The sequence below is a fragment of the Streptomyces sp. NPDC001153 genome (assembly GCF_053598315.1).
Genome location: NZ_JBSFJZ010000011.1, coordinates 81,059 through 106,396 on the forward strand (window position 1 = coordinate 81,059; position 25,338 = coordinate 106,396).

The 25,338-nt window shown below is 71.7% G+C and carries 18 protein-coding genes, 1 tRNA gene and 3 pseudogenes; 8 read left to right on the forward strand and 14 right to left on the reverse strand.

Features of this window, described 5'->3' with window-relative positions; all coding sequences use genetic code 11:
* The first annotated feature begins 5 nt into the window (after positions 1-5).
* The 3 genes from ACWDEN_RS14825 to ACWDEN_RS14835 all read left to right on the forward strand — a co-directional run bounded on the left by ACWDEN_RS14825 (position 6) and on the right by ACWDEN_RS14835 (position 3,689).
* Positions 6-1,193: a thiolase family protein gene (locus tag ACWDEN_RS14825; RefSeq protein ID WP_351608648.1), complete on the forward strand. Its 1,188-nt coding sequence runs from the start codon at positions 6-8 to the stop codon at positions 1,191-1,193.
* A 61-nt stretch (positions 1,194-1,254) separates the two neighbouring features.
* Positions 1,255-2,769 carry a long-chain-fatty-acid--CoA ligase gene (locus ACWDEN_RS14830; RefSeq protein WP_450859211.1) on the forward strand — a complete coding sequence of 505 codons (1,515 nt, stop codon included), beginning with the start codon at positions 1,255-1,257 and terminating at the stop codon, positions 2,767-2,769.
* A gap of 146 nt (positions 2,770-2,915) precedes the next feature.
* Positions 2,916-3,689, forward strand: a complete 774-nt coding sequence (locus ACWDEN_RS14835; RefSeq protein WP_351608651.1) for a sulfite exporter TauE/SafE family protein — start codon at positions 2,916-2,918, stop codon at positions 3,687-3,689.
* On the opposite strand, the gene ACWDEN_RS14840 is transcribed toward ACWDEN_RS14835, so the two are convergent.
* Complete coding sequence (locus ACWDEN_RS14840) at positions 3,686-4,477, reverse strand: TIGR01458 family HAD-type hydrolase (RefSeq protein ID WP_450859369.1); 792 nt, start codon at positions 4,475-4,477, stop codon at positions 3,686-3,688. The genes ACWDEN_RS14835 and ACWDEN_RS14840 overlap by 4 nt on opposite strands.
* Positions 4,478-4,548: 71 nt before the next feature.
* Between ACWDEN_RS14840 and ACWDEN_RS14845 the strand changes: the two genes are divergently transcribed.
* Positions 4,549-5,295 carry a cobalt-precorrin-6A reductase gene (locus ACWDEN_RS14845; RefSeq protein ID WP_351608653.1) on the forward strand — a complete coding sequence of 249 codons (747 nt, stop codon included), beginning with the start codon at positions 4,549-4,551 and terminating at the stop codon, positions 5,293-5,295.
* A 45-nt stretch (positions 5,296-5,340) separates the two neighbouring features.
* Here ACWDEN_RS14845 and cobF read toward each other — a convergent pair whose 3' ends face one another.
* Together cobF and ACWDEN_RS14855 are read right to left on the reverse strand one after the other, a co-directional pair.
* Positions 5,341-6,114 carry a precorrin-6A synthase (deacetylating) gene (gene cobF, locus ACWDEN_RS14850; RefSeq protein ID WP_450859214.1) on the reverse strand — a complete coding sequence of 258 codons (774 nt, stop codon included), beginning with the start codon at positions 6,112-6,114 and terminating at the stop codon, positions 5,341-5,343.
* 44 nt (positions 6,115-6,158) lie between these two features.
* Complete coding sequence (locus ACWDEN_RS14855) at positions 6,159-6,671, reverse strand: DUF309 domain-containing protein (RefSeq protein ID WP_450859216.1); 513 nt, start codon at positions 6,669-6,671, stop codon at positions 6,159-6,161.
* 105 nt (positions 6,672-6,776) lie between these two features.
* Between ACWDEN_RS14855 and ACWDEN_RS14860 the strand changes: the two genes are divergently transcribed.
* A tRNA-Pro gene (locus ACWDEN_RS14860) sits at positions 6,777-6,850 on the forward strand.
* A gap of 543 nt (positions 6,851-7,393) precedes the next feature.
* Here the strand turns inward: ACWDEN_RS14860 and ACWDEN_RS14865 are convergent.
* A pseudogene (locus tag ACWDEN_RS14865) lies at positions 7,394-8,119 on the reverse strand (site-specific integrase); the annotation flags it as partial.
* Positions 8,120-8,452: 333 nt separating this feature from the next.
* Here ACWDEN_RS14865 and ACWDEN_RS14870 point away from each other — a divergent pair.
* Together ACWDEN_RS14870 and ACWDEN_RS14875 are read left to right on the forward strand one after the other, a co-directional pair.
* Positions 8,453-8,572 (forward strand): annotated as a pseudogene (locus tag ACWDEN_RS14870) (CorA family divalent cation transporter); the annotation flags it as partial.
* Between the two features lie 218 nt (positions 8,573-8,790).
* Positions 8,791-11,910: a BTAD domain-containing putative transcriptional regulator gene (locus ACWDEN_RS14875; RefSeq protein ID WP_450859371.1), complete on the forward strand. Its 3,120-nt coding sequence runs from the start codon at positions 8,791-8,793 to the stop codon at positions 11,908-11,910.
* On the opposite strand, the gene ACWDEN_RS14880 is transcribed toward ACWDEN_RS14875, so the two are convergent.
* Positions 11,876-14,800 carry a BTAD domain-containing putative transcriptional regulator gene (locus ACWDEN_RS14880; RefSeq protein ID WP_450859218.1) on the reverse strand — a complete coding sequence of 975 codons (2,925 nt, stop codon included), beginning with the start codon at positions 14,798-14,800 and terminating at the stop codon, positions 11,876-11,878. The genes ACWDEN_RS14875 and ACWDEN_RS14880 overlap by 35 nt on opposite strands.
* A 78-nt stretch (positions 14,801-14,878) precedes the next feature.
* Positions 14,879-15,534, reverse strand: a pseudogene (locus ACWDEN_RS14885) (transposase family protein).
* 48 nt (positions 15,535-15,582) lie between these two features.
* On the opposite strand from ACWDEN_RS14885, the gene ACWDEN_RS14890 reads away from it, so the two are divergent.
* Positions 15,583-15,876 (forward strand): hypothetical protein, encoded by a 294-nt coding sequence (locus ACWDEN_RS14890; RefSeq protein WP_351608666.1) that lies wholly within the window; start codon positions 15,583-15,585, stop codon positions 15,874-15,876.
* A gap of 104 nt (positions 15,877-15,980) precedes the next feature.
* On the opposite strand, the gene ACWDEN_RS14895 is transcribed toward ACWDEN_RS14890, so the two are convergent.
* The 8 genes from ACWDEN_RS14895 to ACWDEN_RS14930 are packed head-to-tail and all read right to left on the reverse strand — an operon-like array spanning position 15,981 to position 25,097.
* Positions 15,981-17,252: a methylaspartate mutase gene (locus ACWDEN_RS14895; RefSeq protein WP_450859221.1), complete on the reverse strand. Its 1,272-nt coding sequence runs from the start codon at positions 17,250-17,252 to the stop codon at positions 15,981-15,983.
* The gene (locus tag ACWDEN_RS14900; protein WP_450859223.1) at positions 17,252-17,680 is read right to left on the reverse strand and encodes a cobalamin B12-binding domain-containing protein; all 429 of its coding nucleotides are present in this window, start codon (positions 17,678-17,680) and stop codon (positions 17,252-17,254) included. The genes ACWDEN_RS14895 and ACWDEN_RS14900 overlap by 1 nt, the downstream gene beginning before the upstream one ends.
* 35 nt (positions 17,681-17,715) lie before the next feature.
* The gene (locus ACWDEN_RS14905; RefSeq protein WP_351608674.1) at positions 17,716-18,990 is read right to left on the reverse strand and encodes a histidinol-phosphate transaminase; all 1,275 of its coding nucleotides are present in this window, start codon (positions 18,988-18,990) and stop codon (positions 17,716-17,718) included.
* A gap of 27 nt (positions 18,991-19,017) precedes the next feature.
* Entirely contained in the window at positions 19,018-20,322 is a 1,305-nt protein-coding gene (locus ACWDEN_RS14910) for an ATP-grasp domain-containing protein (protein WP_351608677.1), read from the reverse strand.
* 39 nt (positions 20,323-20,361) lie between these two features.
* Positions 20,362-21,042: a uracil phosphoribosyltransferase gene (gene upp, locus ACWDEN_RS14915; RefSeq protein ID WP_351608680.1), complete on the reverse strand. Its 681-nt coding sequence runs from the start codon at positions 21,040-21,042 to the stop codon at positions 20,362-20,364.
* A gap of 13 nt (positions 21,043-21,055) precedes the next feature.
* Entirely contained in the window at positions 21,056-22,246 is a 1,191-nt protein-coding gene (locus ACWDEN_RS14920) for a cytochrome P450 (protein WP_351608683.1), read from the reverse strand.
* Positions 22,236-23,057, reverse strand: a complete 822-nt coding sequence (locus ACWDEN_RS14925; protein ID WP_450859226.1) for a thioesterase II family protein — start codon at positions 23,055-23,057, stop codon at positions 22,236-22,238. The genes ACWDEN_RS14920 and ACWDEN_RS14925 overlap by 11 nt, the downstream gene beginning before the upstream one ends.
* Before the next feature lie 6 nt (positions 23,058-23,063).
* Positions 23,064-25,097 (reverse strand): amino acid adenylation domain-containing protein, encoded by a 2,034-nt coding sequence (locus ACWDEN_RS14930; RefSeq protein WP_450859228.1) that lies wholly within the window; start codon positions 25,095-25,097, stop codon positions 23,064-23,066.
* Between the last annotated feature and the right edge of the window lie 241 nt (positions 25,098-25,338).

Genomic DNA, 25,338 nt, shown 5'->3' on the forward strand with positions numbered 1-25,338 from the left:
AAGCCGTGCGTCCCGTCCACTTCGCGGCCGCCCGCCGCACCCCCATCGGCAAGCTGCGTGGAGCCCTCTCGTCCGTCCGCCCCGACGACCTGGCGGCGACCGTGATCCGCCACGTGGTGGCCGACGTGCCCGCCCTCGACCCGGCCCGGGTCGACGACGTCTACTGGGGCGCGGCCAACCAGGCCGGCGAGGACAACCGCAACGTCGCCCGCATGGCCGCCCTGCTCGCCGGGCTGCCCGAGTCCGTGCCCGGCGCCACCGTCAACCGGCTGTGCGCCTCCGGCCTCGAAGCGGTCACCACCGCAGCCCGCACCATCGCCGCCGGGGAGGCCGACATCGTGATCGCGGGCGGCTCGGAGTCCATGAGCCGCGCCCCCTTCGTGCTGCCCCGCCCGGACGAGGCCCTGCCACAGCGCATCGAGACCCACGACACCCGGCTCGGCTGGCGCCTGGTCAACCCGGCGATGAAGGAGCTGCACGGCCTGCTGTCCATGGGGGAGACCGCCGAGGAGGTCGCCGAGCGGTACGGCATCTCCCGTGAGCGGCAGGACGAGTTCGCCCTGCGCAGCCACCAACTCGCCGCCGCCGCACGCAAGAACGGGCACTTCGACGACGAACTCCTGCCCGTGGAGCGGCCGGACGGCATCGTGGTCGAGCAGGACGAGTGCGTCCGCGAGGACACCTCGCTGGAGAAGCTGTCGAGGTTGAAGCCGGTCTTCCGGCAGGGCGGCACGGTCACCGCGGGCAACGCCTCGCCGATGAACGACGGCGCGGCCGGGCTGCTCCTGGTCAGCGAGGAGGCCCTGAACGAGCTGGGCCTGGAATCCCTGGGCCGCTATGTCGCCGGCGCCTCCGCCGGGGTTCATCCCGACGTGATGGGCATCGGCCCGGTCCCCGCCACCCGCAAGGCGCTCGCCCGGGCCGGCTGGGGCATCGCCGACCTCCAGGAGGCCGAGTTCAACGAGGCGTTCGCCGCGCAGGCCCTCGCCTGCGTCGACCAGCTCGGCATCGACCCCGGCCTGGTCAACCCGACCGGCGGCGCCATCGCCCTCGGGCATCCCCTCGGCTGCTCGGGCGCCCGCATCCTGACGACACTCCTGCACCGGATGCGGCGCACGGGCGCCGAGCGGGGTCTCGCGACCATGTGCGTGGGCGTGGGGCAGGGGAGCGCGGTGCTGGTCGAGCGGCACTAGCGCTCTTGCGACGGGGGGATCTGGTCAGTCGAGCCGCAGCTGGGAAACGGAGCAGTACTCCATGGCAACCTTGTCCGTCGCCGCCATCCTCGCCGAGAACGCCCGGCGTCGCCCCGACAGCACCGCGCTGGTCGAGGGGGACCTGCGGCTGTCCTTCGCGGAGGTGTGGCGCAGGGCCCTGGCCCGGGCGGGCGCGATCACCGGGCTCGGCGTACGCCCCGGTGACCGGGTGGCGCTGATGGCCCCGAACACCGCCGAGTTCCCGGTCGCCTACTACGCGATCGCCGCGGCGGGCGGAGTCGTCGTCCCCGTCCACCTCCTGCTGTCGGCCGGCGAGGTCGAGCACGTGCTCAGGGACAGCGGGGCGACGCTGCTGCTCGTGCACCCGGCCCAGGCGGCGACCGGCCGGGCGGCCGCCGAGGCCACCGGCGTCCAAGTGGCCGTCCTGGGCGAGGAGTTCGACAAGCTGGCCGCCGGCGCCGAGCCGCTGCCGTCGTACGTCACCCGCGCCGCCGACGACCCGGCGGTGATCTTCTACACGAGCGGGACGACCGGCGTGCCGAAGGGCGCCGTGCTCAGCCACTTCAACCTCGTGATGAACGCGACTGTCAACGCCTTCGACGCCAACGACATCCGCGCCGACGACATCGCCCTCGGCGCGCTGCCGCTGTTCCACGCCTTCGGGCAGACGGTGTCGCTCAACTCCACCTGGCGGGCGGGCGCCACGCTCGTGCTGCTGCCCCGCTTCGACGCGGCCCGCGCCATCGAACTGATGGTCAAGGAGGGGGTGAACACCTTCCACGGCGTGCCGACCATGTTCGTCGCCCTCGCCGCGGCCGCCCCGGACGCCGGCGCGCTGCCCGCCCTGCGCGTGTGCGTCTCCGGCGGGGCCTCGCTCCCGGTCGCCGTACTGGAGCGGTTCGAGGAGGCGTTCGGGGCGAAGATCTACGAGGGGTACGGGCTGTCGGAGACCTCGCCGACGGCCACCGTCAACCAGCCCGTGTTCGGCACCCGGGCCGGCACCATCGGCCACCCGCTGTGGGGCATCGACGTGGAGATCGCGCGGGCCGAGGTGGAGCGCCGCATCGAGCTGCTGCCGCCCGGTGAGCTCGGCGAGGTCGTCATCCGCGGCCACAACGTCTTCTCCGGCTACCTCGGCCGGCCCGAGGCCACCGCGGAGGCCCTGGTCGACGGCTGGTTCCGCACCGGTGACCTCGGCACCAAGGACGAGCAGGGCTTTTTGAGGATCGTCGACCGCAAGAAGGACGTCATCATCCGCGGCGGCTACAACGTGTACCCGAGGGAGGTCGAGGAGGTGCTGATGCGCCACCCCGGCATCGCCCAGGTCGCGGTCATCGGCCTGCCCGACGAACTGCACGGCGAGGAGGTCTGCGCCGTCGTCGTACCGGCACCGGGCACCGCCCCCGACGCCGCCGCGATCACCGAGTGGTCGAAGGAGCACCTCGGCCGGCACAAGTACCCGCGGCGCGTGGAGTTCACGGACGCCATGCCGCTCGGGCCCAGCATGAAGGTGCTCAAGCGGGAGCTGCGGGCGCAGTACGCGGAACGGCCGTAGCGGGCGGAAGGGATCGCGGCGAGGGCCGCGGTGCGGCGCGGCGGGGGCGCGGCGGGTCGGGAGGGGACGCGGCGGGGTCGGGACGGGGCCAACTGGCGAGACGGTCCTTACGCCGGAGCTTGTCCGTACATAACATCGGTCCCCGCATGAACACGATGACGCTCTGGCACATATCCGGCTGGGGGTTCGCGGCGCTCGCCTTCGCGGCCCTGCTCGTCGGCTTCTCCAAGACCGCGGTGAGCGGGGCCAACACGGTCAGTCTCGCGATCTTCGCCGCGGTCCTGCCCGCCCGCGCCTCCACCGGGATCCTGCTGCCCGTCCTGATCGCCGGTGACGTGCTCGCCGTCCTCACCTACCGGCGGCACGCCCACTGGCCCACCCTGTGGCGGCTGTTCCCGGCCGTCGCGGCCGGGGTGGTGGTCGGCACACTGTTCCTGGTGTGGGCCGACGACGGGATCGTACGGACCTCGATCGGCGCGATCCTGCTGCTGATGGCGGGGGTGACGGTGTGGCGGCGGCGCACCGCGGACGCCGGGGAGGCGCCGGAGCAGGTCACCTCGCGCGCCGGCCGCGCCAAAGCCCGTTCGTACGGCGTGCTCGGCGGGTTCACCACGATGGTCGCCAACGCGGGCGGCCCGGTGATGTCGATGTATCTGCTGTCCGCGGGCTTCCGGAAGCTGGGCTTCCTCGGCACCTCCGCCTTCTTCTTCCTCATCGTGAACGTGTCCAAGGTGCCCTTCAGCGCGGGCCTTGGTCTGATCGACGGGCGCTCGCTGCTCCTTGACGCGGCGCTCGCGGTGTTCGTCGTGCCCGGAGCGTTGTTCGGCAAGTGGGCTGTGAACAGGATCAACCAGCGACTCTTCGAACAACTCGTGATCGCGGCGACGATCGTGGGCGGAGTGCAACTGCTCCTGCGCTAGCTCTCGGTGTCCTGGGCGAGCCCCAGCAGGGCCGGCAGGTCCGCGAAGGAGTCCAGCACGTGGTCCGGTGTGCCGCTCGCGTGCTCATGGGTCTCCGGCTGGTACTTCCCCGTCCTGACGAGCACACCCGTGATCCCGGCCCGCTGTGCCGCGAGGACGTCCGACTCGATGTCGTCGCCCACCATCAGCGCCCGGTCCGCGCTCACCCCCAGCCGGGCCAGCGCCGCCTCGAAGAACGCCGGGGACGGCTTGCCCGTGACCTCCGCCTCCACCCGAGCGGCCTTCTCCAGCCCCAGCAGGAACGCGCCCGAGTCCAGTTGCAGCCCCTCGTCGGTGCGCCAGTACAGGTTGCGGTGCGTGGCGACCAGCCGGGCTCCCCGCTGGAGATGCCCGAAGGCCCGGTTGAGCGCCGTGTAGTCGAACTCGGGCCCGGCACCGCCGAGAACGACCACGTCCGGATGCTCCTCGACGAGGGTGAGGTCACCGAGGTCCTCCCCGATGTCTCCGCTGTTGAGAAGGGCACAGCGGGCGCCCGGGAAGTGTTCGGCGAGGTGGGCGGCGGTGACGGCGGGCGCGGTGAGGACGTCCTCGGCGCGCACGTCGAAACCGGCGCCGCTCAGCGTCTCGGCGATCGACGCCCGGGTCCGGGACGTCGTGTTGGTCACCAGCGCCACGCCGAGCCCCGCCGCGCGGATCGCGCGCAGCGCCTCCACCGCGCCCGGCAGCGGCTTCCAGGAGACGGTGAGCACACCGTCGATGTCGATCAGCACGGCACGCACGGATTCGATGACCTCCATGACCGAAGACCGTAGCGACCCGCACGGCGGACCGTCCCGTACGACCTCGTACGCTCACCCCTATGCCCGCGCACGTCCTGATCCTCGGCGGCACCACCGAGGCCCGCCGCCTCGCCGCCGACCTCGCCGCCCGGACCGGCGTCCGGGTGACCACGTCCCTGGCCGGCCGGGTCGCGCGGCCCGGAGCGGTGGCGGGCGAGGTGCGGACCGGCGGCTTCGGCGGTGCGGAGGGCCTGGCCGACTGGCTGCGCGCGCACCACGTCGACGCCCTGGTCGACGCCACCCACCCCTTCGCCGAGACGATCACGGCCAACGCGGTCCGGGCGGCGGCGGCCACGGACGTTCCCCTGGTCCTCCTGCGCCGCCCCGGCTGGCGGCCGGGCCCCGGCGACCGCTGGTACGACGTCCCGTCCCTGGCGGCGGCCGCCGGCGTGCTGCCCGGCCTGGGCCGCCGGATCTTCCTGAGCACCGGACGCCTGGGCCTCGCCGCGTTCGCTCACCTGACGGAACTGCACTTCGTCGTACGGTCGGTCGACCCGCCCGAGCCGCCCATGCCGCCGGACACCGAACTGGTCCTCGCACGCGGCCCGTTCACGGTCGCCGACGAGACGGAGCTGCTGCGCGCCCACCGCATCGAGTTGCTGGTGACCAAGGACAGCGGCGGGGAGGCCACGGCCGCGAAGCTGACGGCGGCGCGGGAACTGGGCCTGCCCGTGGTCGTCGTACGGCGCCCCCCGCTTCCGCAGGGCGTGGCGGCGGTCTCCGATGTGGCGGGCGTACTGGACCGGCTCGGGCTCAGCCCGGAGTGAGGACCGACCGGCACGGTCGCGCCGCCGGCAGCACGCCCGGCGCAGCTACTGATCCCCTGGGTTTCTGCGCAGCAGATACGTGTCCATGATCCAGCCCTTGCGTTCGCGTGCCTCGGCCCGCAGCCGCTCGATGCGCGGACCGGCCTCGGCGATCGGGCCGGAGACCAGCAGCTCGTCCGGAGTGCCGAGGTACGCGCCCCAGTAGATGTCGATCTCGTCCTCGGCGTACTTCCGGAAAGCCTGGTGCGCGTCCAGCATCACGACCACGTCGTCCACGCCCTCGGGGAACCCCTCGGCCAGCCGCCGCCCGGTGGTGATCTGCACCGGCCGGGCCACCCGGTTCAGGCCCGTGCGGTGCCGCGCGACCAGGGCGGAGACACTGCTGATGCCGGGTATCACGTCGTACGCGAACGCTACCGCGCCGCGCTCCAGCACCTCCTGCAGAATCCCGAGCGTGCTGTCGTACAACGCCGGGTCGCCCCACACCAGGAAGGCGCCGGTGCCGTCCTCGCCCAGCTCGTCGGCGATCAGCCGCTCGTAGATCCCGGCGCGGGCGCTGCGCCAGTCCTCCACCGCCGGCGAGTACGCCGACCCGCCCGCCTTCCGGTCCCGCTCCGGGTCACGGGCCTCCACCACCCGGTAGGACCCCTCGGGCAGATGCGCGTCCAGCATGTCCCGGCGGAGCTGGGTGAGATCGCTCTTCACCTCGCCCTTGTCGAGCAGGAAGAACACGTCCGTGCTCCGCAGCGCCTTGACCGCCTGCAGGGTCAGCTGGTCGGGGTCGCCCGCGCCGATACCGATGACATGAATCTTTCGCACGCCCCGAGTCTGCCGCATGCCACTGACAGCGGGAGACGGGCCCGTCAGGAAAGGAGCCGGGGCGCCTCCTCCCCGGCGTCCACCGGCCGGTCCCGGGCCCCGCTCTCCACCCGCCCCGCCAGCTCCCGCGCCCACCGGACGAGCCCGGCGAGGTCGATCCCGTACGGCCGGTCCTCGCCCTGCCCGCTCTCCCATTCCGCGAGCGCACCCGCGCCCCGCCGCAGCAGCCGGGCCCCGCCGACGGCGTTCCCGCGCGCCGCGTGGGTGAGGCCCACCGCCAGCTGGGCGAGCCCCCGCCACAGCGTGCGCTCCTCCTCGGGCCCCGACTTCCAGGCGTCCTCGAACACCTCGTGCGCGTGGAACGGCCGCCCGGCGTCCAGCAGCACCTGCGCCTCCCTGACCGTCTCCTGCGGCTGCCGCACGACACCCTCCGGCTGCCGGGGGACGCCCTCCGCGCCGTAGGGCAGCGGCCGGCCGAGCCCGTCCCGGGGCCGCGCGTTGCGTGCCCGCCCGTCCGGGTCCCGGTCCCTGGCATCCGATGCGCCCGCGTTCGTCATACAACCGATTGTCCCCGGCTCACCCCCGGCCCTCTTCGGCCCACCCCCGAAGGTGGGGTAAAGTGCTGTTCGCGCGATCACGCGGGTCACCGCGAGTGAGCGCAACGGGACGTGGCGCAGCTTGGTAGCGCACTTGACTGGGGGTCAAGGGGTCGCAGGTTCAAATCCTGTCGTCCCGACGGGAGCATCGCTCCAAAGTCGCAGATGAGGGCCCTGTTTCACCACGGTGAGGCAGGGCCCTTGATCGTTCCTGCCAGCTGTCGTGTCACATTTCGTCACAGATGCCTGATGATCACCAGAATGCCCCGGGCCACACCCTCAAGATGGCCGGGGCATTCTGCGAGAAGGAGCGAGTTCGCTCAGCTCAGCACATAGTGACCGTGGCAGTCGCGTCCGCGATGTTCACCCACTGGTGCCCGGGCCGGGGGTAAGCGGATCCAGTCGAGCCCTGTGTCAGAAGTGTCCCGAAGACACCACTGGTACTGAAGGTGTACTGGCCGTTCCCACGGCAATCAAAGCGGAACGGACGAGCGGTGTTGATCCCGTTCAGAGGCACATCGACTGAAAACCTGCCGGCCTCGATGACGTCCTGTCCTTTGTGGATCTCGAAGTGTCCTGTGATCCGGCAGCGGCTTGCGTTCCAACCGATGGTCTGGCCCGCGTAGCACTTGGCGTCGATCTCGCCGTGGGGCCCACTGTAGTTGCCGACGCAGATCTTCCAATCAGCCGCAGTCCAGTTGTCCGAACTGCGGTTGTCGGTCTTCGGGCTGCATGCTTCCACCGACCGAGCCGCGACGGCCGAGGCCGGGGAGGCACCGAGCGCCACAGTGAAGAAACCCGCCAACAGCGTGCCTCCCCGAACTTCTCCGATCCTGGGGGTCGGGATGGACGTACACCCGCTTGGTGAAAGACAGGTCGCTGTGCCCGGCCCAGGCTGACACGACCGTGTCGGGCACACCGTTGTTGGCCATCCAGGACAGGCAGGCGTGGCGAGCATCGTAGAGACGGACTCGGCGGACGCCTGCCTCCTCCATGAGCTTCTGCGCCTCGCGCCGTAGCTTGTCTGTCTTAAACGGTCGGCCCCACTCGTCGACCACGACATAGCCGGAGTCCTCATAGGCCTCGCCGGCCTTGGCCTTCTCCTGCTCCTGGAGCGCGGCGAAGGTCTGGAGTGCAGTATGTACGGGCTTGGGCAACGGCAGCACTCGCTTGCCGTCTTGCGTCTTGGGCTGCTTCTCAACGACCTTATTTCGCAGGCCCTGCTCCTGGGTCCGGTCGTAGACGATGGTCCGAGTGTTGCCCACAGCGATGGTTCCTGAACCTGTGAGGTCCACGTCCTCTTTCCAGCGGGCCCCACATACCTCAGCGGGCCGCTCGGCGATGAGGGTGAGCAGCATAACGCCGAATAGGCGATGATCCTTGCTGGCCTCGATAAAGGCCTTCACCTCGGTCTCATCTGTTCGGCAACGTTACGAACGATCCAGCTTCGACGCACTGCCAGGTTGATCGCACAACAAATGTCTGGCGACGGGATTTCGAGGCTGTTGAGCTGCTTCAGGCCTATTCGGTGACCTGTAGGAACCCTGCGCGTCAAGGGCTACGCAAGCCGCCTCCGTACCTCCGCCGGCCCTTGACCCGAGAGGGAAGACCGCACGACACCGTCAATTAAGGGACGACTTCGGCGAACTCCACGTCTTCCTGGGCCCCGGCTTCGTCCTGACGGTCCGTCACGCGGACGCCCCCGACCTCTCCGCCGTACGCCGGCGCATGGAGGAGACCGCATGAACTTCACACACATGCCGGAGCTGCGCCGGGCGTTCGGGTACCCGTTCGCCATCGCGCTGATGGGCGTGGTGTGCGTGAGCCTGTACGTCGTCTTCAAGCGCCGCGACTGGCTCTGAGCCGTCCGCCGCCCGGCACATGGCTCGTACCCGCCCGTGTTCATGGCGTGTTCTGTGCGTCACTTGATCGGCACAGTTTCAGCACCTGCCCCGCCGTACGATCGACCGCCCGTCAAGTGCGTGACCGTCGAAAGGCAAGAGCCCCCGGCATGGCGTACACAGCTCAAGAGCAACAAACCGCGTCCCTGGCAGATCTGTCGTTCGAGGCTTTCGGTGTGATGACGGCTCGGCGCGGGGCCGAGCAGGTGCCTCTCGGTCCCCCACGGCACCGGGCCGTGCTGGGACTGCTGCTGATCCGGCTGGGCCAGGTGGTGCCCGCCGATCAGCTCGTCGACGAACTGTGGGGCGACAGCCTCCCCAGACGCCCGCAGGCCACCCTGCAGACGTACCTGTCCCACCTGCGGCGGGTGCTGATCGGACAGCACGGGCCGATCGCCCCGCTGCGCTACCAGGCCCCCGGGTACGTCCTGACGGTGGAGCCGGGCACGTTCGACCTGTCCCGGTTCGAGAGCCTCGTCTCGCGGGGGCAGCGCCATGTGGCCGACGGCCGGCTCCAGGACGCCCGCGACGTGTTCGACCAGGCGCTGCGGTTATGGCGGGCCGACCCCTTCCTGGACCTCGCGGCCTACACCCCGCTCGCGGAGGAGGCGGCGCGCCTGAGCCTCCTGCGGACCACCGCCGTCGCGGCCCACGCCGACACGCTGCTCGCGCTCGGCGAGGCCGGTGACGCCGTCGCGCTGCTGCGCCGCGAGGTGTCCCTCCAGCCCACCGACGAACGCCTGGTCGGCAGCCTCATGACGGGCCTGTACCGCCTGGGCCGGCAGGCCGAGGCGCTCCAGCTGTACGACCGGACGCGCGCCTACCTCTCCGAGGAACTCGGGGTCGCCCCGGCCCGCGAGCTCCAGCGCGTCCACCTCGCCCTGCTGCGCCACGAACTCGACGACCAGGCGCCCGCCCCGGCCGCCGTCGAGGTACGCGTCCGGCCCGGCACCGTGGCCGAGCGGGAGGCGGAGGGGCCCGCGCCGGCGGACGGTCCGGCGGCCGTCCCCGAGGCCGGACAGCGGGGTACGGCACCGGCGGCCTGGTCCGCCTTCCCCTGCCGCGACGACGCCCTCGACGCTCTGCGGTCGTCCATCACCGGTGCCCTGCGCGGCAGCGGGCACACCACCGCCGTCGTCGGCGAGGCGGGCGTCGGCAAGACCGAGCTGGTGGCGCGGGCCACGGACCAGGCACGGCCGCCGCACCCGCAGGCGGAGGTGATCCGCGTCAACTGCCGCGGCAGCGAGGGGATGCCCGTCGGCTGGGTGTGGCAGCAGGTGCTGCGCCGGCTCGAAGTCCCGTACGGGGTGTCCTTCGACGGCCTGCGCCAGCAGTGCGTCGAACGCCACCCGGTGACAACGCTGTCGGGGCACCCCGCGGACCCGATGGACTTCCTCACCCAGGACGCGCTGTGCGAGGCGATCCTCCAGTGCGCCGACGACAGCCCGCTCCTGCTCGTCCTCGAAGACGTGCACCGGGCGGACCGGCTCACCCTCGGCGTGCTCGGCCTGCTCAGCAACCGCACGCAGGGGCGACCCGTCAGCGTGGTGATCACGGTCCGCGAACCCGGTCTCGGGGCCGGGCCCGAGACCGACGGCCCGCTCGTCGACCTCCTGGCCGACTCCCGCACCAAGGTCGTGCACCTGGACAACCTCACCGAGGACCATGTCCGGGCCGCGGTCACGGCCCAGGCCGGGCCCGGCGTCGACGCGTCCGTCGTACGGGCGCTGTACGAGCGCAGCGCCGGCAACCCCTACCTCCTCGACCAGTTGCTCGCCGACGCCGGCGGGGCGCGGCGCCTGCGCGACCCCCGTGCGGCCGACGTCGTGCGCGCCGGGATCCCGACGGGCGTCCGCAGCATGCTGCGCCGGCGGTTCGCCGGGCTGCCCCCGCGCGTCCTGCACCTCCTCCAGTGCTCCGCCGTGCTCGGCGGCGAGGCGGCGCTGGCCTCGCTGACCGCCATGCTGGACGACGGCGGCGCCGGCCACGACGTACTGGAGGAGGTCCTGCGGACCGGGCTCATGCGCAGCGACCCCGACGACCCGCACCGGCTCGTCTTCCGCTACGGCCTCATCCGCGACGTCCTCCTGGCGGAGATGCGCCGCCAGGAGCGGGCGGCCCTGCACGCGCGCGCCGTCGGTGTGCTCGGCGCCCGCCACGGCGGCTCTCCCGAGGCGAGCGAGCAGATGGCCGAGCACGCCTGGCAGGCCGCGCTGGCCCTGCCGGCCGAGGACGTGCTGCCGCACCTCAGGCGCGCCGGTGAACAGGCCATCGGCGACGGCGACTACCGGCGTGCGCAGACCTGGTTCGAGCACGCTCACACCCTGCTGGCCGCCGCGCCCCGGGACGGTGACACGGCGTCGGAGCAGACGCTGGACCTGCGCACCCAACTCCTCTCCACGGCGACCGTCACCCGCGGCTACAGCGACCACGAGGTGGCGGCCGAGGCTGAGCGCATCCGGAAGCTGTCCGCCGCCACGGCGGGCCGGACCATCGAGGAGGGCGCCATGCTGCTGCGGCAGTTCGTGGCCGAACTGGTCACCGGCCGGCCCGCCGAGGGCGCCCGGCAGGCGGAGCAGCTGCGCGCCCTCGCCGAGCGGTCCGGCGCCCTGGAGATCCGGTTCTACGAGCGGATCGCCCGCGGACTGCTCCTGTTGCCGAGCGAGACCGGCGACGCGCTCACCGCCCTGACCGAGGCCGAGCGGGTGGCCGAGAAGCTGACCCCCGAACAGCGGGAGGGCATAACCCTCCGCTCCCAGCACGGCCCGCGGTTCATGGCCATGAACCACCGCGTCCTCACCCTGTGGCTGCTCGGCGCCACCGACGAGGCGCGCGCGCTGTGCGAGGAGCTGCTCGTGGCCACCGGCCGGGACGGCACGCCGGTCGACCAGGCGAGCGCGTACTACTTCCACTCCCTGATAGCGGCCCTGGACGAGGACCCCCACGGGGCGGCGGCCTCCAGCGGCCGGGGCCTGGACATCGCCCGCGCCCACGGGCTGAGCCACTGGACCTCCATGCTCCGGGTGTGCCGGAGCTGGGCGCTCCAGCAGACCGGCGAGGCCGCCGCGCTCGACAGCCTGGAGTCGGCGATCGCCGAGCTGCGCGAGCGGCGCCTGCTCATCCGGCTGCCGCTCCACCTGGGCCTGCTGGCCCACGCCCAGCACAGCAGCGGGGCGGTCGAGGACGCCCGGCGGACGCTGCGGTCGTCGGCCGCGGAGGTCAGGTCCCGGGGGGAGTTCGCCTATGTGAGCCGCACTCTGCCGTTCACCCGGCTGTGTCCCCTGATGTCCGCTTCGTAGCGGCCGGGTCGCCGGTTCCCTCGCCGCTCAGCCGGCGGCGGGCCTGACCGGCCTCGGGGTGGCCGAGTCCGTCGAGGATCCGCACCGCCTCCCGCCACAGGGGCAGGGCGGCGGCGCGGTTTCCCCGGGCCTCGTGGGTGTCTCCCATGTGCAGAAGGGTGTCGGCCTCCAGGTAGCGGTCGTTCATGTGCTGGTAGAGCTTCAGGGCGCGCTCGTAGCAGCAGAGGGCCTCCTCGTGGTGGCCCATGTGGTGGTGGGCGTACCCGAGGCTGTCCCAGGCCGCGGCCTCGCCGTTGGTGTCGCCGCTCCCCTGGTGCAGGGCCACCGCCTGGGCGCACACGGCCACGGCCTGCTCGTAGGCGCCGTTCAGGATGTGGGTCCATCCCGTCTCGTTGAGGACGAGCGCCCGTCCGGTGAGGTTGCCGGCCGCCCGGTACAGGTCGAGGGCCTGCGCGTAGTGGCGCAGGGCCGCCTCGTGGTCCTCGCGGACGTTGGCCAGGAAGGCCAGCGACCGGTGCGTGCGGGCCTGGCCGCCCTGATCGCCGAGTCCGGTGAACAGGACCATCGCCTCCTGGAGTTCGCTGTCGGCCCGGTCGTCCTGGGTGAGGCGCCCGTACGCGAATCCCAGGGCCCGGCGGGCCTTCGCCTCGCGGCGCCGGTCCTGGAGCGCGAGGGCGGCGTCCACGGCGATGGACTGGATGTCGATCTGGTCCTGCCAGCGGCCCCTGCGGTCCAGGTACAGCTCCAGGGTCTGGGCCAGCAGCCAGGCGCGGTCCGGGTAGCCCGTGCTCCCGGCCCGCTCCACGGTGGCCAGCAGCACGGGCAGTTCCCGCTCCAGCCAGGCCGCGGCCGAGGCCGGGTCCGTGAGGGGCTCCAGTTCGACGCCCGGTTCCGCGGGGGCGTCGGGTGCGGCGTCGATGCGGTCGGGCGTCAGCGCGGTCGTGGCGGCGTGGGCGCCGTGGACGTAGTGGTCGAGCAGCCGCCGTACGGCCGCTGCGCGCGTGTCGGCGTCGTCGTGGTCCTGGAGCTGCTCGGACGCGTAGATCTTGAGCATGTCGTGGAAGACGAAGCGGTTCGGCAGCGGCCGGATCATCAGGTGGGCGTCGGCGAGCCTGGCCAGCAGCGTCGTGGTCCGGCGCGGCGGCAGCGCGGCCAGGCTCGCCGCGGCCGAGGCGGACAGATCCGGTCCGGGGTGCAGGGACAGCAGCCGCAGGAGCCTGGCCGCCTCGGGGCCGAGGCCGTCGAGGGACCAGGAGAAGACGGTGCGCAGGTCGGTGTAGGGGTCGTCGTCGGCGAAGGCGTCGAGGCTGTCGTGGCCGGCCCGGAGTTCGGCGGCTATGGAGGCGAGGGAGAAGCCGGGCAGGGTGGCCGCGCGCGCCGCGATGACCGCGAGGGCGAGGGGCAGGCGGTGGCAGAACTCCACGATCGCGTCGACGGCCTCGGGTTCGGCGGCGGTGCGGTCCTGGCCCAGGTGGCGCGCGAGGACCTCACGGGACTCCGCCTCGCTGAGCGGGCCGAGGATCAGGGGGGCGGCTCCGTGGGTGGCGACGAGGCCGCGCAGCTGGGTGCGGCTGGTGATGACGACGAGGCAGGTGCTGCTGCCCGGCAGCAGGGGGCGTACGTGCTGCGAGTCGCGCGCGTTGTCGAGGACGATCAGAACCCGGCGGTCCGCGAGGATGCTCCGGTAGAGGGCCATCTGGGAGTCGAGGTCGGCGGGCAGGTGGCGGGCGGAGACGCCGAGGGCGATGAGGAACGAGCGCAGGGCCTCCGCGGCGGTGACGCAGGGTCCGCTCGCGTCGAAGCCGCGGAGGTTGACGTAGAGCTGGCCGTCGGGGAACCGGGGCGCGAGGCGGTGGGCGAGGTGCACGGCGAGGGCCGTCTTGCCCACGCCGGCCATTCCCTCGATGGTGTTGATCACCGCCGAGCTGGTCGCGGAGGCTTCGTCGAGCTTGTCGAGGGCGCTGGTGATCCGGGCCAGTTCGTCCCGGCGGCCGACGAAGGTGCGCAGGTCCAGCGGGAGTTGGGTGGGACGGACCACAGCCGGCGCGTTCGGCGGCGCGGGGTTCTCCGCAGGCGGGGCTTCCCGGCGCTCGTCCATCGGTGTCGCGGCCTGTTCCGAGCTGCGCAGCAGGCTCGCGTGGGCGAGGCGGAGCTCGCGGCCCGGCTCGATACCGAGCTCGTTCCTCAGCCGCAGGCTCATCTCCTGGAACAGGCCGACCGCCTCCGCCTGACGCCCCGTCCGGGCGAGCGCCTGGATCAGCCGGGCGTGCACCGCCTCGTCCAGTGGGTACTGTGCGACCGCCCGGTGCAGCAGGGGCAGGACCGGGGCGGGTGTGCCCAGCGCCAGCATCAGGTCGGCGCCCTCGCGCAGGGCCGCCAGGTGTTCGCTGTCGACGGCGGAGAACAGGGGGTGAACCCGGATGTCCGGGGAGACTCCCTGCGCTGCTTCTCCGCGCCAGAGGGAGAGGGCCTGGGTGTAGAGCTCGGCGGCGGCGCTCACCTCGCCGTCGTCGTCGGCGTCGCGGGCGCGGGCGAGAAGTTCACGGAAGCGCAGCAGGTCGAGGGTGGTGGCGTCGGCGTCGATGCCGTACCCCCCGGCGCGGCGCACCAGCAGGGCGCCCGGGGCGCGGGGCGGGAGGTCGGGCTCCAGCAGTTTCCGCAAGGAGCCGATGTGGCGGTGGACGACGTTCACGGCGCTGTTCGGAGGGTCGCCGTGCCACAGGACGTCGACGATCCGGCTCAGGCCGACGGTCTGTCCGGCGTGCAGCAGGAGCAACGCCAGCAAGGCGCGCTGCTTCGGTGGTCCGAGGGGTAACTCGGCGCCTCTTCGCCACACTTTGACCGACCCCAGGACCGCGAACCGCACGTGATGATCCTGGTCTTCTCTCATCTTCACTGGTCCCGGTAGGAGGATCCTGAACGCTCCAACCCTAAAGGCTGTCCCGCAATGATCAACTGAGTCGATCGTTCAGCATCGGGCACGGCCGCCTCCGGCGGTCTGTCCGGCGAGCGCGAGGTTGTGCAGGCGGGCTGTGCCAAGCATGGCGTGATGAACACCGTCTCCCCTCAAGCGGCAGTCGCGGAGGATCTTCCGGTTCTTCACGCGGGCGAAGGCGTGCTCGACACGAGCACGGACCTTGCGGTGTGAGCGGTTGTGCTCCTCTTTCCAGGCCGGGAGTTCCGCCTGGCCGGGCTCGTGACGCTGCGGGATCCCCAGGCCAGTGCCACGGGAACCGCCGTGCGCGATCACCGTGGTGTCGCCGACGGCTGCCTTCGCTCCGGACAACTCCCACGCCCTGCAGTCGTTGATGAGCACGGTGTCCTTGCGGAAGTGTCTGCGCGTCCGCAGGGCGAGCAGCGGTGCGAGGCGGTTGATGATGCGGTCGGCCGCGGACTTCGAGATTCCGAACAGCGGCGCCGGCCGGCGTGGCGTCAAGTCGGTTCGCCAGTACGCCGCGACCAGCAGGAGGCGGTCCTCCAGGGGCAAGCTCCATGGCCGACCACGCCGGACCGCGTCCGCTCCCGCGCGGCGCATGGCGTTCACCAGTTTGCCGAAGCGGCGCGGGCTCAGCCCGGTGAACGGACGTATCCAGGACGGCTTGACGCCGTGATCACACCTGCCACGAGAAGATCGTCCCACCGCGTTGCGAACTGACCGATACGGAGGCGCATGTGGAGACGGACTTGGTGAGTCGTCTGGAAGAGGCGGCGGATCGTTTCGTGATCCCCCTGCGCATGAACGAAGGGTTCGATGAGCAGGCGCTCCTTCAGCTACAGGAGCAGATCGATCGCTGCGGGACGGCGTGGAGGAAGGAAGCCCACGTACCGAAGCGTGCGGCGTTGATCCTCGCCGAACTCCACCCAACGATCGAGGCTTGCGCCTGGCTGTACGAAGGGAACATGCGTCAGCGGATCCAGGAGGCAGGAGTGATGGTGTCTGAGGCAGTGATCGCTGCTCTGGACTGAGCGCCTCCCACGCCGTCGAGATACGTACGTGCAGCAGGCGCTGGGGACGAGCCCAGTGTTGCGGGACAACTCTTGGTTCGTGATCTTCCTCGCCGTGCGGCCCGTCAACGGGGGTGGCTGGTCCGGGACGGGTGGTCGTAGCGCCGTTCGTTGTAACTGAGCATGTCGAGGAGGCCCCGGGCGGTGAGCCGCTGCCGGTTCCCGGCCAGATCGCGCGCCCGGGGAATCGGCACCCCTGCGGGGTCGGCCCAGGTGAGCCGGCCACGGTCGTCGATGCGGGCCCGGCAGCGGTTCGCGTTGTCCTGGTGCAGGCAGAACGGGATGTCGAGGTGCCCGAGGGCGAACGCGCGGACGAGCGCCTTTCCGACATCGCTGCCGAGGGTCAGCGTGTGCGTGATGATCGCCTGGGCCTCCTCGTAGATCCCGGAGTCCGGAATTCCGGCCGGTTCGGCCACCGCCTCCCGCTCGGCCGCCCTCGCGGCGCGTTCCAGGGCGTCGACGTTCTCCGTGATCGACGGGATTCTGCTGGCCTCCACCGCGGTCTTGACGATCAGCCGCTCGGTCCCGGATCTGGCGGCGAGCCTCGCACTCGCTTCGAGCAGCCCGTACGCCCCCTGTCGGCTGCGGGGATAAACGCCCATGTAGGTGTACAGGACGGCGTGCCAGTCGGTGTCTCCGAGCCATTCCTTCGCCAGGGCGCGCAGGGCGTGGATCGCCTCGATGTCCTGTTGCTGATTCGTCTGCTGGGCGTAGCTGACGGAAATGTCCCGCAGTCCGTGTTCGCGGAAGAACAAGCCTTCCAGAATGCTCAGGGAGATCAGCAGGCTCGGCGGGCACAACTGTCCCAGCATGCAGCCGCCGAAACTCTCCAGATGCACCGGTTTGCTGATTCCCGCGAGCATCTCGCAGCATTCCGCCCAGGCGTCGACGGCTTGCGCCAGAGGGACGCGGCTGTACGGCAGACAGTAGGAGACAGGGCCGCCTTCGGTGGCGTCGGCGCCGGCCGCCACCAGTCCCTCGAACAACTCGCGGGGCAACGCCGAGCCGTGCCTCACCTGCACCGGGAAGTCCTCGCCCGCGATCCCGGCGAGCACCTCGCGGGTCATCGCCGCGCCGTGGGCCACCAGCGGGAACCCGTTGAGGTCCGCGCCCTTCTCCAGAGCGAGAAGGGCCGAGGCGTGATCGTTCACCCGTGTGTAGCTGTCGACGGTGATGGTGCCCACCGTGGCCGCGTCGACGTTCCTGACCGCATCGAGTCCCGCGCGCATCTGCTCGACCGTGCCGAACCCCATGCGCGGCTGGACGACCACTTTCCCTTCGCTCGACGCCCGCCGGACGAACCGGGTGAAGCGTCCGGGTCCGGTAGGAGGTGCCATCAGGTACTCCGGATTTCCGTGGAGGCGACGCGTTTCGGCGCGGGCGGGCCCAGTCCGAGGCAGTCGAGGAACCGGTCGAGATCGGCGTCCGCCTCGAACACCGCGTCGAAGCCGTTCGCGACCAGTTCCGCCCGGGTTCCTGCGTGCCGGGAACCGTGGACGCCGAGCTTTCCGCCGATGACGACTTTCATGGAGGCGAGCCCCGAATGCCCGCGAATCTTTCTGATCAGCCGTAGGCCGTCGATATGGCCGTGCCCGTTGACCGTGCTGATGACCAAGGCGTCCGGACGGATTCTGAGGCATTCGGACATGACCAGTTCGTCCGGAGTGCACGCGCCGAGGTTGACCACCTGTCCGCCGTTCTCCTCAAGCAATAACTGGAGAAAAACGAGGTTCCACATGTGGGAATCCGACGAAACGCTGGTCACGACGAATGTCCTTCCGTTTCCACGGGAAACAGAATTCACGGGCGGTTCATCTCGGCCGCTGCCAGGAACGCGTCATTGTCCTCCGCGGTTCCTGTCGTCACGCGCACGCCGTCACCCGGATAGGGCCGTACGTCGACTCCGGCCGACGCGCACGCGGCGGCGAACTCCTGGGCACGAGCGCCGAGCGGCAGCCAGAGGAAGTTCGCCTCCGAAGGCGGCACGTCGAATCCCAGGGCGAGCAGCGCGGCGCGGACGCGGTCCCGTTCGGCGGCCGTGTCCTGGACGCGGCCGAGGAGCTCCTTCTCCGCCGCCAGCGACGCGACGGCGGCGGCCTGGGCGACGTCGCTGACGCTCAACGGCATGACCATGCGCTGGACGCGGGAGATCAGGCCGGGCTCCGCGAGCAGGTAGCCGACGCGCAGGCCGGCGAGGCCGTACGCCTTGGAGAAGGTGCGGGCGACGATCAGGTTCGGCCACGAGGTGAGCAGGCGGGCACCGAGGCCGGGGTCCCGCGCGTATTCGCAGTACGCCTCGTCGAGCACGACCAGGCACGTGCGCGGGACGGCGTCGAGGAACCGCAGGAGGTCGGCCTCGCCCGACGCGGTGCCGGTGGGGTTGTTGGGGTTGCAGAGCAGCACCAGGCGGGTGTGCTCGTCGACCGCCGCGGCCAGGGCGTCGAGGTCGTGCCCGTCCTCGGCCAGCGGGACGCGTACCGTGCGGAATCCGGCGAGGTCCGCGAGCACCTCGTAGCCGTCGAAGGACGGCCACGAGTAGGCGACGGCTGCTCCCGGTTCGGCGGTCACCGTGAGCAGTGCCTGGAGGAGCGTGATCGATCCGGCGCCCACCGCGACGCGGTCCGGGGAGAGGTCGTAGTGCCGGGCGAGTGCGGCGCGCAGCTCTCCGCAGGCCGGGTCCGGGTACCGGTTGGCCTCGGTGGCGGCGCGGGTGATCGCGTTCAGCACGGACTCGGGGGGCTGGAACGGGGTTTCGTTGCGGGCGAGTTGGTGGGCGGGGGCGGGGTGGTCCGGGGGGAAGCCGTCCTCGCCGCCGAGCAGCCGGGCGAGTCCGGCGTCCTGGGGAGCTCCCCCTCCGGTGCGCTTCTCCAGGAACTCGGCGATGTCCGCCAGCGTCTTGAGGCCGAACAGGTCCTCGTCGGCGATGGTGACGCCGAGGCGCTGGCTGAGCGCCAGGGAGAGTTCGAAGGTGGCGAGGGAGTCCAGGCCCGCGTCCTCGCGGCTCGCGTCCGGGGACACCTGGTCGGCCTCCACGTCCAGCTCCTCGATCATGATCGTCTTCAGCAGTTCGTACACGGGTCCTCCGGTCCGATCGCCGGGCCGCTACGCGTCGGCCGGCTTCCTTCGGGGCGTCTTCCAGCGCTCGGGCACCGCGTTGGTCCGGTGCTCCCAGACGACGTTGTCGTCCCACCACTCCTCGATCCGCCGCAGCTCCGCCCCGGTGTCCGGCTCGGTGAGCCGGAAGACCATCTCGGCGACGGGCCGGCCGAGTCCGGGGGAGCTGCCGTAGAGGCGTCCGACGTCGCCGCAGGGCCGGTAGCTCACCGTCCCCGGCAGCGGGCACGTGTCGGGCAGCGCGCGCAGGACTCCCTTGGCCGGCGGGAACCAGACGAAGCCGAGCCGTTCGCCGGTCGGGCGGATCTCGACCTGGTCACCGCGTCCGGCCTGGCCGAGCAGGCTCGCGCCGTAGAAGTTCATGCCCAGCACGGCTTCGTGGACGTCGGTGACGAGGGCCGCGCCCGCCCGGCAGGCGATCTCGCAGACGACCACGCGGTCGTCGGCGGTGTGGAACAGTTCGAGGTGGAAGGCGCACAGGTCGGGTACGGCGGGCAGCGCGGCCACGACCTGCCGCGCGGTGCTGCGCAGCCGCTCGGACAGGGGGTGCTCGTCGGGCATCATCCCCGTCATGGTCGGGGCGTCGTAGGCGACCGAGAACCAGTCGGAGTACAGGTTGCGGGAGGGCACCGCCAGCACCACCTCGCCGTCCTTCATGAGGCCGTTGACGTGGTAGAAGTCGCCCTCGACCCAGGCTTCGGCCAGCCGGGGGGTTCCGGTGGCACGCTCCGGGAGAGCGCGCAGGTCCTCTTCGTCCATCAGGACCACGGTGCCGTTCGACGCACCGGAGTCGAGTTCCTTGACGACGACCGGGAAGCCGACCTTCCACGTGAACTCGGCGAGTTCGTCGTTGGACCGGAACTTGCGCATGGGGGCGACGTCGATGCCCGCCGCCGCCAGGGTCGACTTCATGACGTGCTTGTCCCGGTACGCCGTGGCCGAGGCGAGGCTCTGGCCGGGCAGGCCGAGCTCGGCCCGCATGCGCGCCGCGCGCAGCACCTCGCGCTCGCCGAGCGACAGGATCCGGCGTACGCCGAACCGCCGGGCGAGGTCCAGGAGTTCGGCGTCCGGCAGCTCCCAGAGGTCGGGCACCACCTCCAGGTGGAGGAAGCGCTGAGCGTACGCGGCGATGTCGGCGGAGGGGATGTCCGCTCTCGTGGTCACCACGACCAGCTCCCGCGCGGCGTCGGGGAACCACTCGTGCAGGCGCGAGACGATCTCCTTGGTGTTCAGCAGGAGAAACGGCCCCTGTTCGGCCTTCATGTGCATCCATTCGATCAGTCGTCGTTTCACGGTCTTCCAGGCCGGTCGGGGAAGCCGGCCGCGCACGCGTCAGGCGTCCGTGCCGAAGTAGCGGTCCCCGAAGTCCCCGATGCCGGGCAGCATCCACGCGTCCTCGGTCAGCCGCTCCTCGATGGCGGAGGTCACGATCCGCACCCGCGGGTACTGCTCGCTGACGGCGGTGATGCCCTCGGGGACGGTGATGAAGTTGACGAAGACGATGTTCTCCTCGGGCACGCCGAGGTCCGTCAGCACCCGCAGCGCCGCCAGCGCGGTCCCGCCGGTCGCCATGACCGGGTCGAGCAGCAGGACGTGCCGCCGGGCGATGTCGGCGGGCAGGGCGGTGTAGTAGAGGCGGGCCTCCTTGGTCGTCTCGTCCCGCTGGATGAGGATCTTCCCGATCCTGATCCCCGGGCAGACGTCCCGCAGTTCGCCCTCCATGCTCTCCCCGGCGCGCACCACGGTGACCCCGCACAGCCCGGAGGCGAAGCGCAGCCCCTGGTAGGCGGCGCCGGTCGGGGTGCGGACCTCGTGCGGCTCGAAGGGCAGCAGGTCCATGCCCGCCTCGATCAGCAGGCGGATGATCCGGCGCGCGTAGCGGACGAAGTCCTCGCGGCGGGCGTCCCGGTCGCGGATCGCGGTGTGCAGGGCGCGCAGTTGGTCGGTCTGGGGCAGCAGACGGACGTTGGTGCCGAGGTACTTGTCGATCGAGGGGGCGGTCGGCGCGGTCATGGGGCAGCTCTCCTCAGGCCCTCGGAAGGAATTTCACGGGAAGCGAGTCGAACCCCCACAGCAGGTTCGAGCGCAGGCGGCGGACCTGGCCGGCGAGTTCGGCGACCTCGACCCGCGCCAGGATTTCCTCGAACATCACCGTGAGTTCGAGCTTGGCGAGCGAGGAGCCGATGCAGTAGTGGTTGCCCTGGATGAAGCCCAGGTGGCGGTTGGGTTCGCGCTCGATGTCGAAGCGGTCGGGGTCGTCGAAGACCTTCTCGTCGCGGTTGGCCGAGGGCAGCCACGCGACGACGTGGTCGCCGGCGCTGATCAGCTCGCCGCCGAACTCGACGTCCTCGGTCGCGGTGCGCAGCGCGTGCATGACGGGCGAGGTGTAGCGCACGATCTCCTGGATCGCCGAGGGCATGAGGGCGGGCTCGTCGCGCAGGCGGTGCCACTGGTTCGGGTTGTCGATGAGGGCGAGCAGTCCGCCGACGGTGGCGTGCCGGGTCGTCTCGTTGCCGCCGGAGACCAGGGCGTCGCAGTTGTAGAGGATCTCCTGGTCGGTCAGCGGGGCGCCGTCGATCTCGCCGCACACCAGGGCGCTCATGAGGTCGTCCTTCGGCTCCCGCCTGCGCTGCGCGGCGAGGTCCTGGAAGTGGAGCAGGATCTCGGTGTGGGCCTGGATCTTGCGCGCCTCCTCGGCCTCGTCGAGGGCGGTGGAGCTCCAGGCGAAGCGGGTGCGCTCGACCATGAAGTCCCAGTCGGCGGGCGCGACGCCGAGCATGTCGCAGATGACCGAGACCGGCAGTTTCTGGGCGACGCGCGTGAACTCGCACTCCCCTGCGGCCAGCGCCTCGTCGATGGCCTTGGCGGCCGTCTTGCGCATGGTGGCCTCCAGCCGGCTCACCATGCGCGGGGTGAACGCCGAGCTGACGACCTTGCGGATCTTGTCGTGCCGGGGCGGGTCGGTGATGTTGAGCATCTTGCCGGCCGCGGCGGCGAGGACCTGCGGGTCGGAGTCGAGGCGCATCCCGTTCTGGGAGCTGAACACGCGGGGGTCGGTCAGCATGTCCGTGCACAGGCCGTGGGTCATCACCGCCCAGAAGTGCTCCCCGCCCGCCCGCTCGTTGCGGTAGACGGGGTGTTCGGCGCGCAGCCGCGACCAGACCGGTCCGGGGTCGGAGTCCCGGTACAGGAGCGGGTCGGACAGGTCAACGTTCATCAGCTCTCCCGGTGTCGATCGTGGTGGCGGGACGGAGAACCTCGCGCAGGGCGTGCAGGACGTCGTCCGGGTGTTCTCCCAGGTAGAAGTGGCCGCCGGGGAAGGTGCGGAGCGTGAAGCGGCCCCGGGTCGCGTCGGCCCAGGCGCCCGCGTCGCCGACGCCGACCGCCGCGTCCTGGCGGCCCACGAACGCGGTGACGTCGGTCCGCAGGGGCGGGCCGCCGGCGCGCGGGACGTAGGACTGGACGATGCGGTAGTCGTCGCGGACCGCCGGCAGGAAGGCCGAGCGCATGTCCGGGTCGTCCAGCAGGCCCGCGTTGCCGGAGCCCAGCTCCTTGAGGAGGGCCACGAGCCGGTCGTCGTCCAGGAGGTGGGCGCCTTCCTGTCCGGCGAAGGGGCGCACCCGGTGGGGGGCGCCGCATCCCGAGACCACGAGGTGGCGTACGGCGCCGCCCCGGCCGCCGGCCGTGAGGCGGCGCAGGACCTCGTAGCCGACGACGGCGCCCATGCTGTGCCCGAAGAAGACGGCGGGCCGGTCGAGGAGTCCGCGCAGCTCCTCGGTGATCTGGTCGGCGAGGGTGTGCAGGTCGGGCGGGAACTCCTCCCGGATCCGGTTCTCGCGGCCCGGGTACTGGACGGCCCACACCTCGGCCCCGGCGAGGTCCCGGCCGCCCCAGTCCCGGAAGTAGCTGGCCGCGCCCCCGGCGTGCGGGAAGCACACGAGCCGGGCCGGGGCCGACGGCTCCGGCGGCCCGAAGGTGCGCAGCCAGGGGCTGTCGGGCCGCGCGGCGGCGATCTGTCGCGGTGCCACCGCCGGTCAGCTCCGCCCGGCGCGGTCCGCCGCGCCGTCGCCGGTCGCCCGGGTGACGGCTTCGGCGAGTCCGGCGATGGTCGGGGACTCGAACAGCACGCGGGCCGTCATCGCGACGTCGAACCGGGCGCGGATGCGGGCGATGAGGCTCGCGGCGAGCAGGGAGTGTCCGCCCACCTGGAAGAAGTCGGCGTCGACGCTGATGCCGCGGCGGCCGAGGATGTCCTCCCAGATGTCCGCCAGGACCGCTTCCACGGGGGTGCGCGGCGCGATGTGGACGGCCTCGCCGTCGTCGTCGGGTTCGAGGGCGAGCAGGGCGGTCCGGTCGATCTTCCCGTTGGGGGTCATGGGGAAGGCGTCCAGGACGTGGACGGCCGTCGGGATCATGTACCAGGGCAGCCGGCTCCGCAGGTGGGCGATCAGTTCGGCGGCCGGCGGTGCGGTCCGCTCGTCGGCGGTCACGAAGCACACGAGGGTGCTGTCGGGGCCGTCGCCGGTCACCTGGGCGACGGACGACCGGACGTCCCGGTGCTCGGCGAGCACGGTCTCGATCTCGCCGAGTTCGATGCGGTAGCCGCGCAGTTTCACCTGGTGGTCCCGGCGGCCGAGGAACTCCAGGCAGCCGTCGGCGTCCGCGCGCACCAGGTCCCCGGTGCGGTAGAGCCGGCTGCCGGGCACGCCGGAGAAGGGGTCGGGCAGGAACCGCTCGGCGGTGGTCCGCGGCGCGTTGAGGTAGCCGACGGCCACGCCCGCCCCGCCGATGAACAGCTCGCCCGGCGTTCCCGCCGGGACCGGCCGCAGGGCGTCGTCGAGGACGTGCGTGCGGACGTTGTCGATGGGGCGGCCGATCGGGACGGAGTCGTACTCGCCGGCCTCCCAGTCGGCGCCCGGCTCGTGGACCGTCGTGGTGATGGTGCCCTCGGTGGGGCCGTAGACGTTGAACCAGCGGATGTCCTCGCCGACCCGTTTCTTCCAGGTCAGCAGCGCCTGGCGGGCCGCCTTCTCGCCGGCCACGATCATCGTGCGCAGCGCGGACTCCGTAGCCAGCCGCAGCAGGCAGTCCTCCTCCGCGACCCAGCTGTGCCAGAAGGCCGTGGGCACGCTCAGGAAGGTCGTGCCGGTGTCGATGACCTGCTGGGTCAGGGCCCGGAACGTCTGGCGCAGGGGGTCGCTGCCGAGGACGAGGGCCGCGCCGTGCAGGAGCGGCGGGAAGATTTCCTCGGCGGCGGCGTCGAAGCTCAGCGGCCTGCACTGCAGGACGCGGTCGCCGGGGGCGAACGCGAAGTGCCGGTTCACGGCGGAGCTGTGGTTCGCCAGGGAGCGGTGCGTCACCAGGACGCCCTTGGGGCGGCCCGTGGAGCCGGAGGTGTGGATGACGTAGGCGGCGTCCGACGGCAGCGGGACGGGGCTGTCCGGCGCGGGCGCGGTGGGCAGGGCGTCGATGTCCTGCCGGTGCTGGTCGAGGCAGACGATCTCGCCGTCGTAGTCCGGGAAGAGCGGGCGGAGCGGCTCCTGGGTCAGGAGCAGGCGTGCACCCGTGTCGGACAGGACGTACCGCAGCCGCTCGACCGGGTACTCGGGGTCGAGGGGCACGTAGGCGGCGCCGGTCTTCAGGACGCCGAGCAGGGCCGTGATCATCTGCGGCGACCGCTCGACGCACAGGCCCACGAACGCGCCGGGCCCGACGCCGCGCTGCCGCAGGTGTGCGGCCAACTTGCTGCAATCGTCGTCGAGTTGACGGTACGTCAGCTCCTGGTCCCGCCAGATCAGGGCCGGCGCCTCGGGGGTGCGCGCGACCTGGGCGGCGAACAGGTCGTGCAGGCAGGCGCCCGCGTCCTTCCCGGCGTCCGGGAGTCTCGCGGGCCGGATGTCCCGCCAGTGGGCGCCGATGTACTCCAGGCACTCCCGGCGGCTCGCCGCCCGGTGCGCGACGCGCCAGCCCGGCGGTACGTCGAGGCCGCCGGCCCACAGAGCGTGCCGGTTCTCGCTGTTCACCAGGACCAGAGAGACACCGTTGTCGTCATGAATCGGGTTGACCACGGCTCGCAGTCCCCTTCGGATGCTAAAGGTGCGGCGTACGGACTGGCGTTGTAGCGGGGGAAGCCCCCCGGGGTGGTGCCCGCACAGCATGTCGCCGCGTCCCTGCGAGGACCTCGCCGCCTCGCTTGCCCCGCCCGCGGCGGCGACCGGTCAGCGCGACGGCGAGCCGTCGGCAAGGCCCCGGTTCCAGGCTGGGCCGCGTAGGGACCACCGCGGCCGGCCTCCGCGGGCGGTCCCGGGG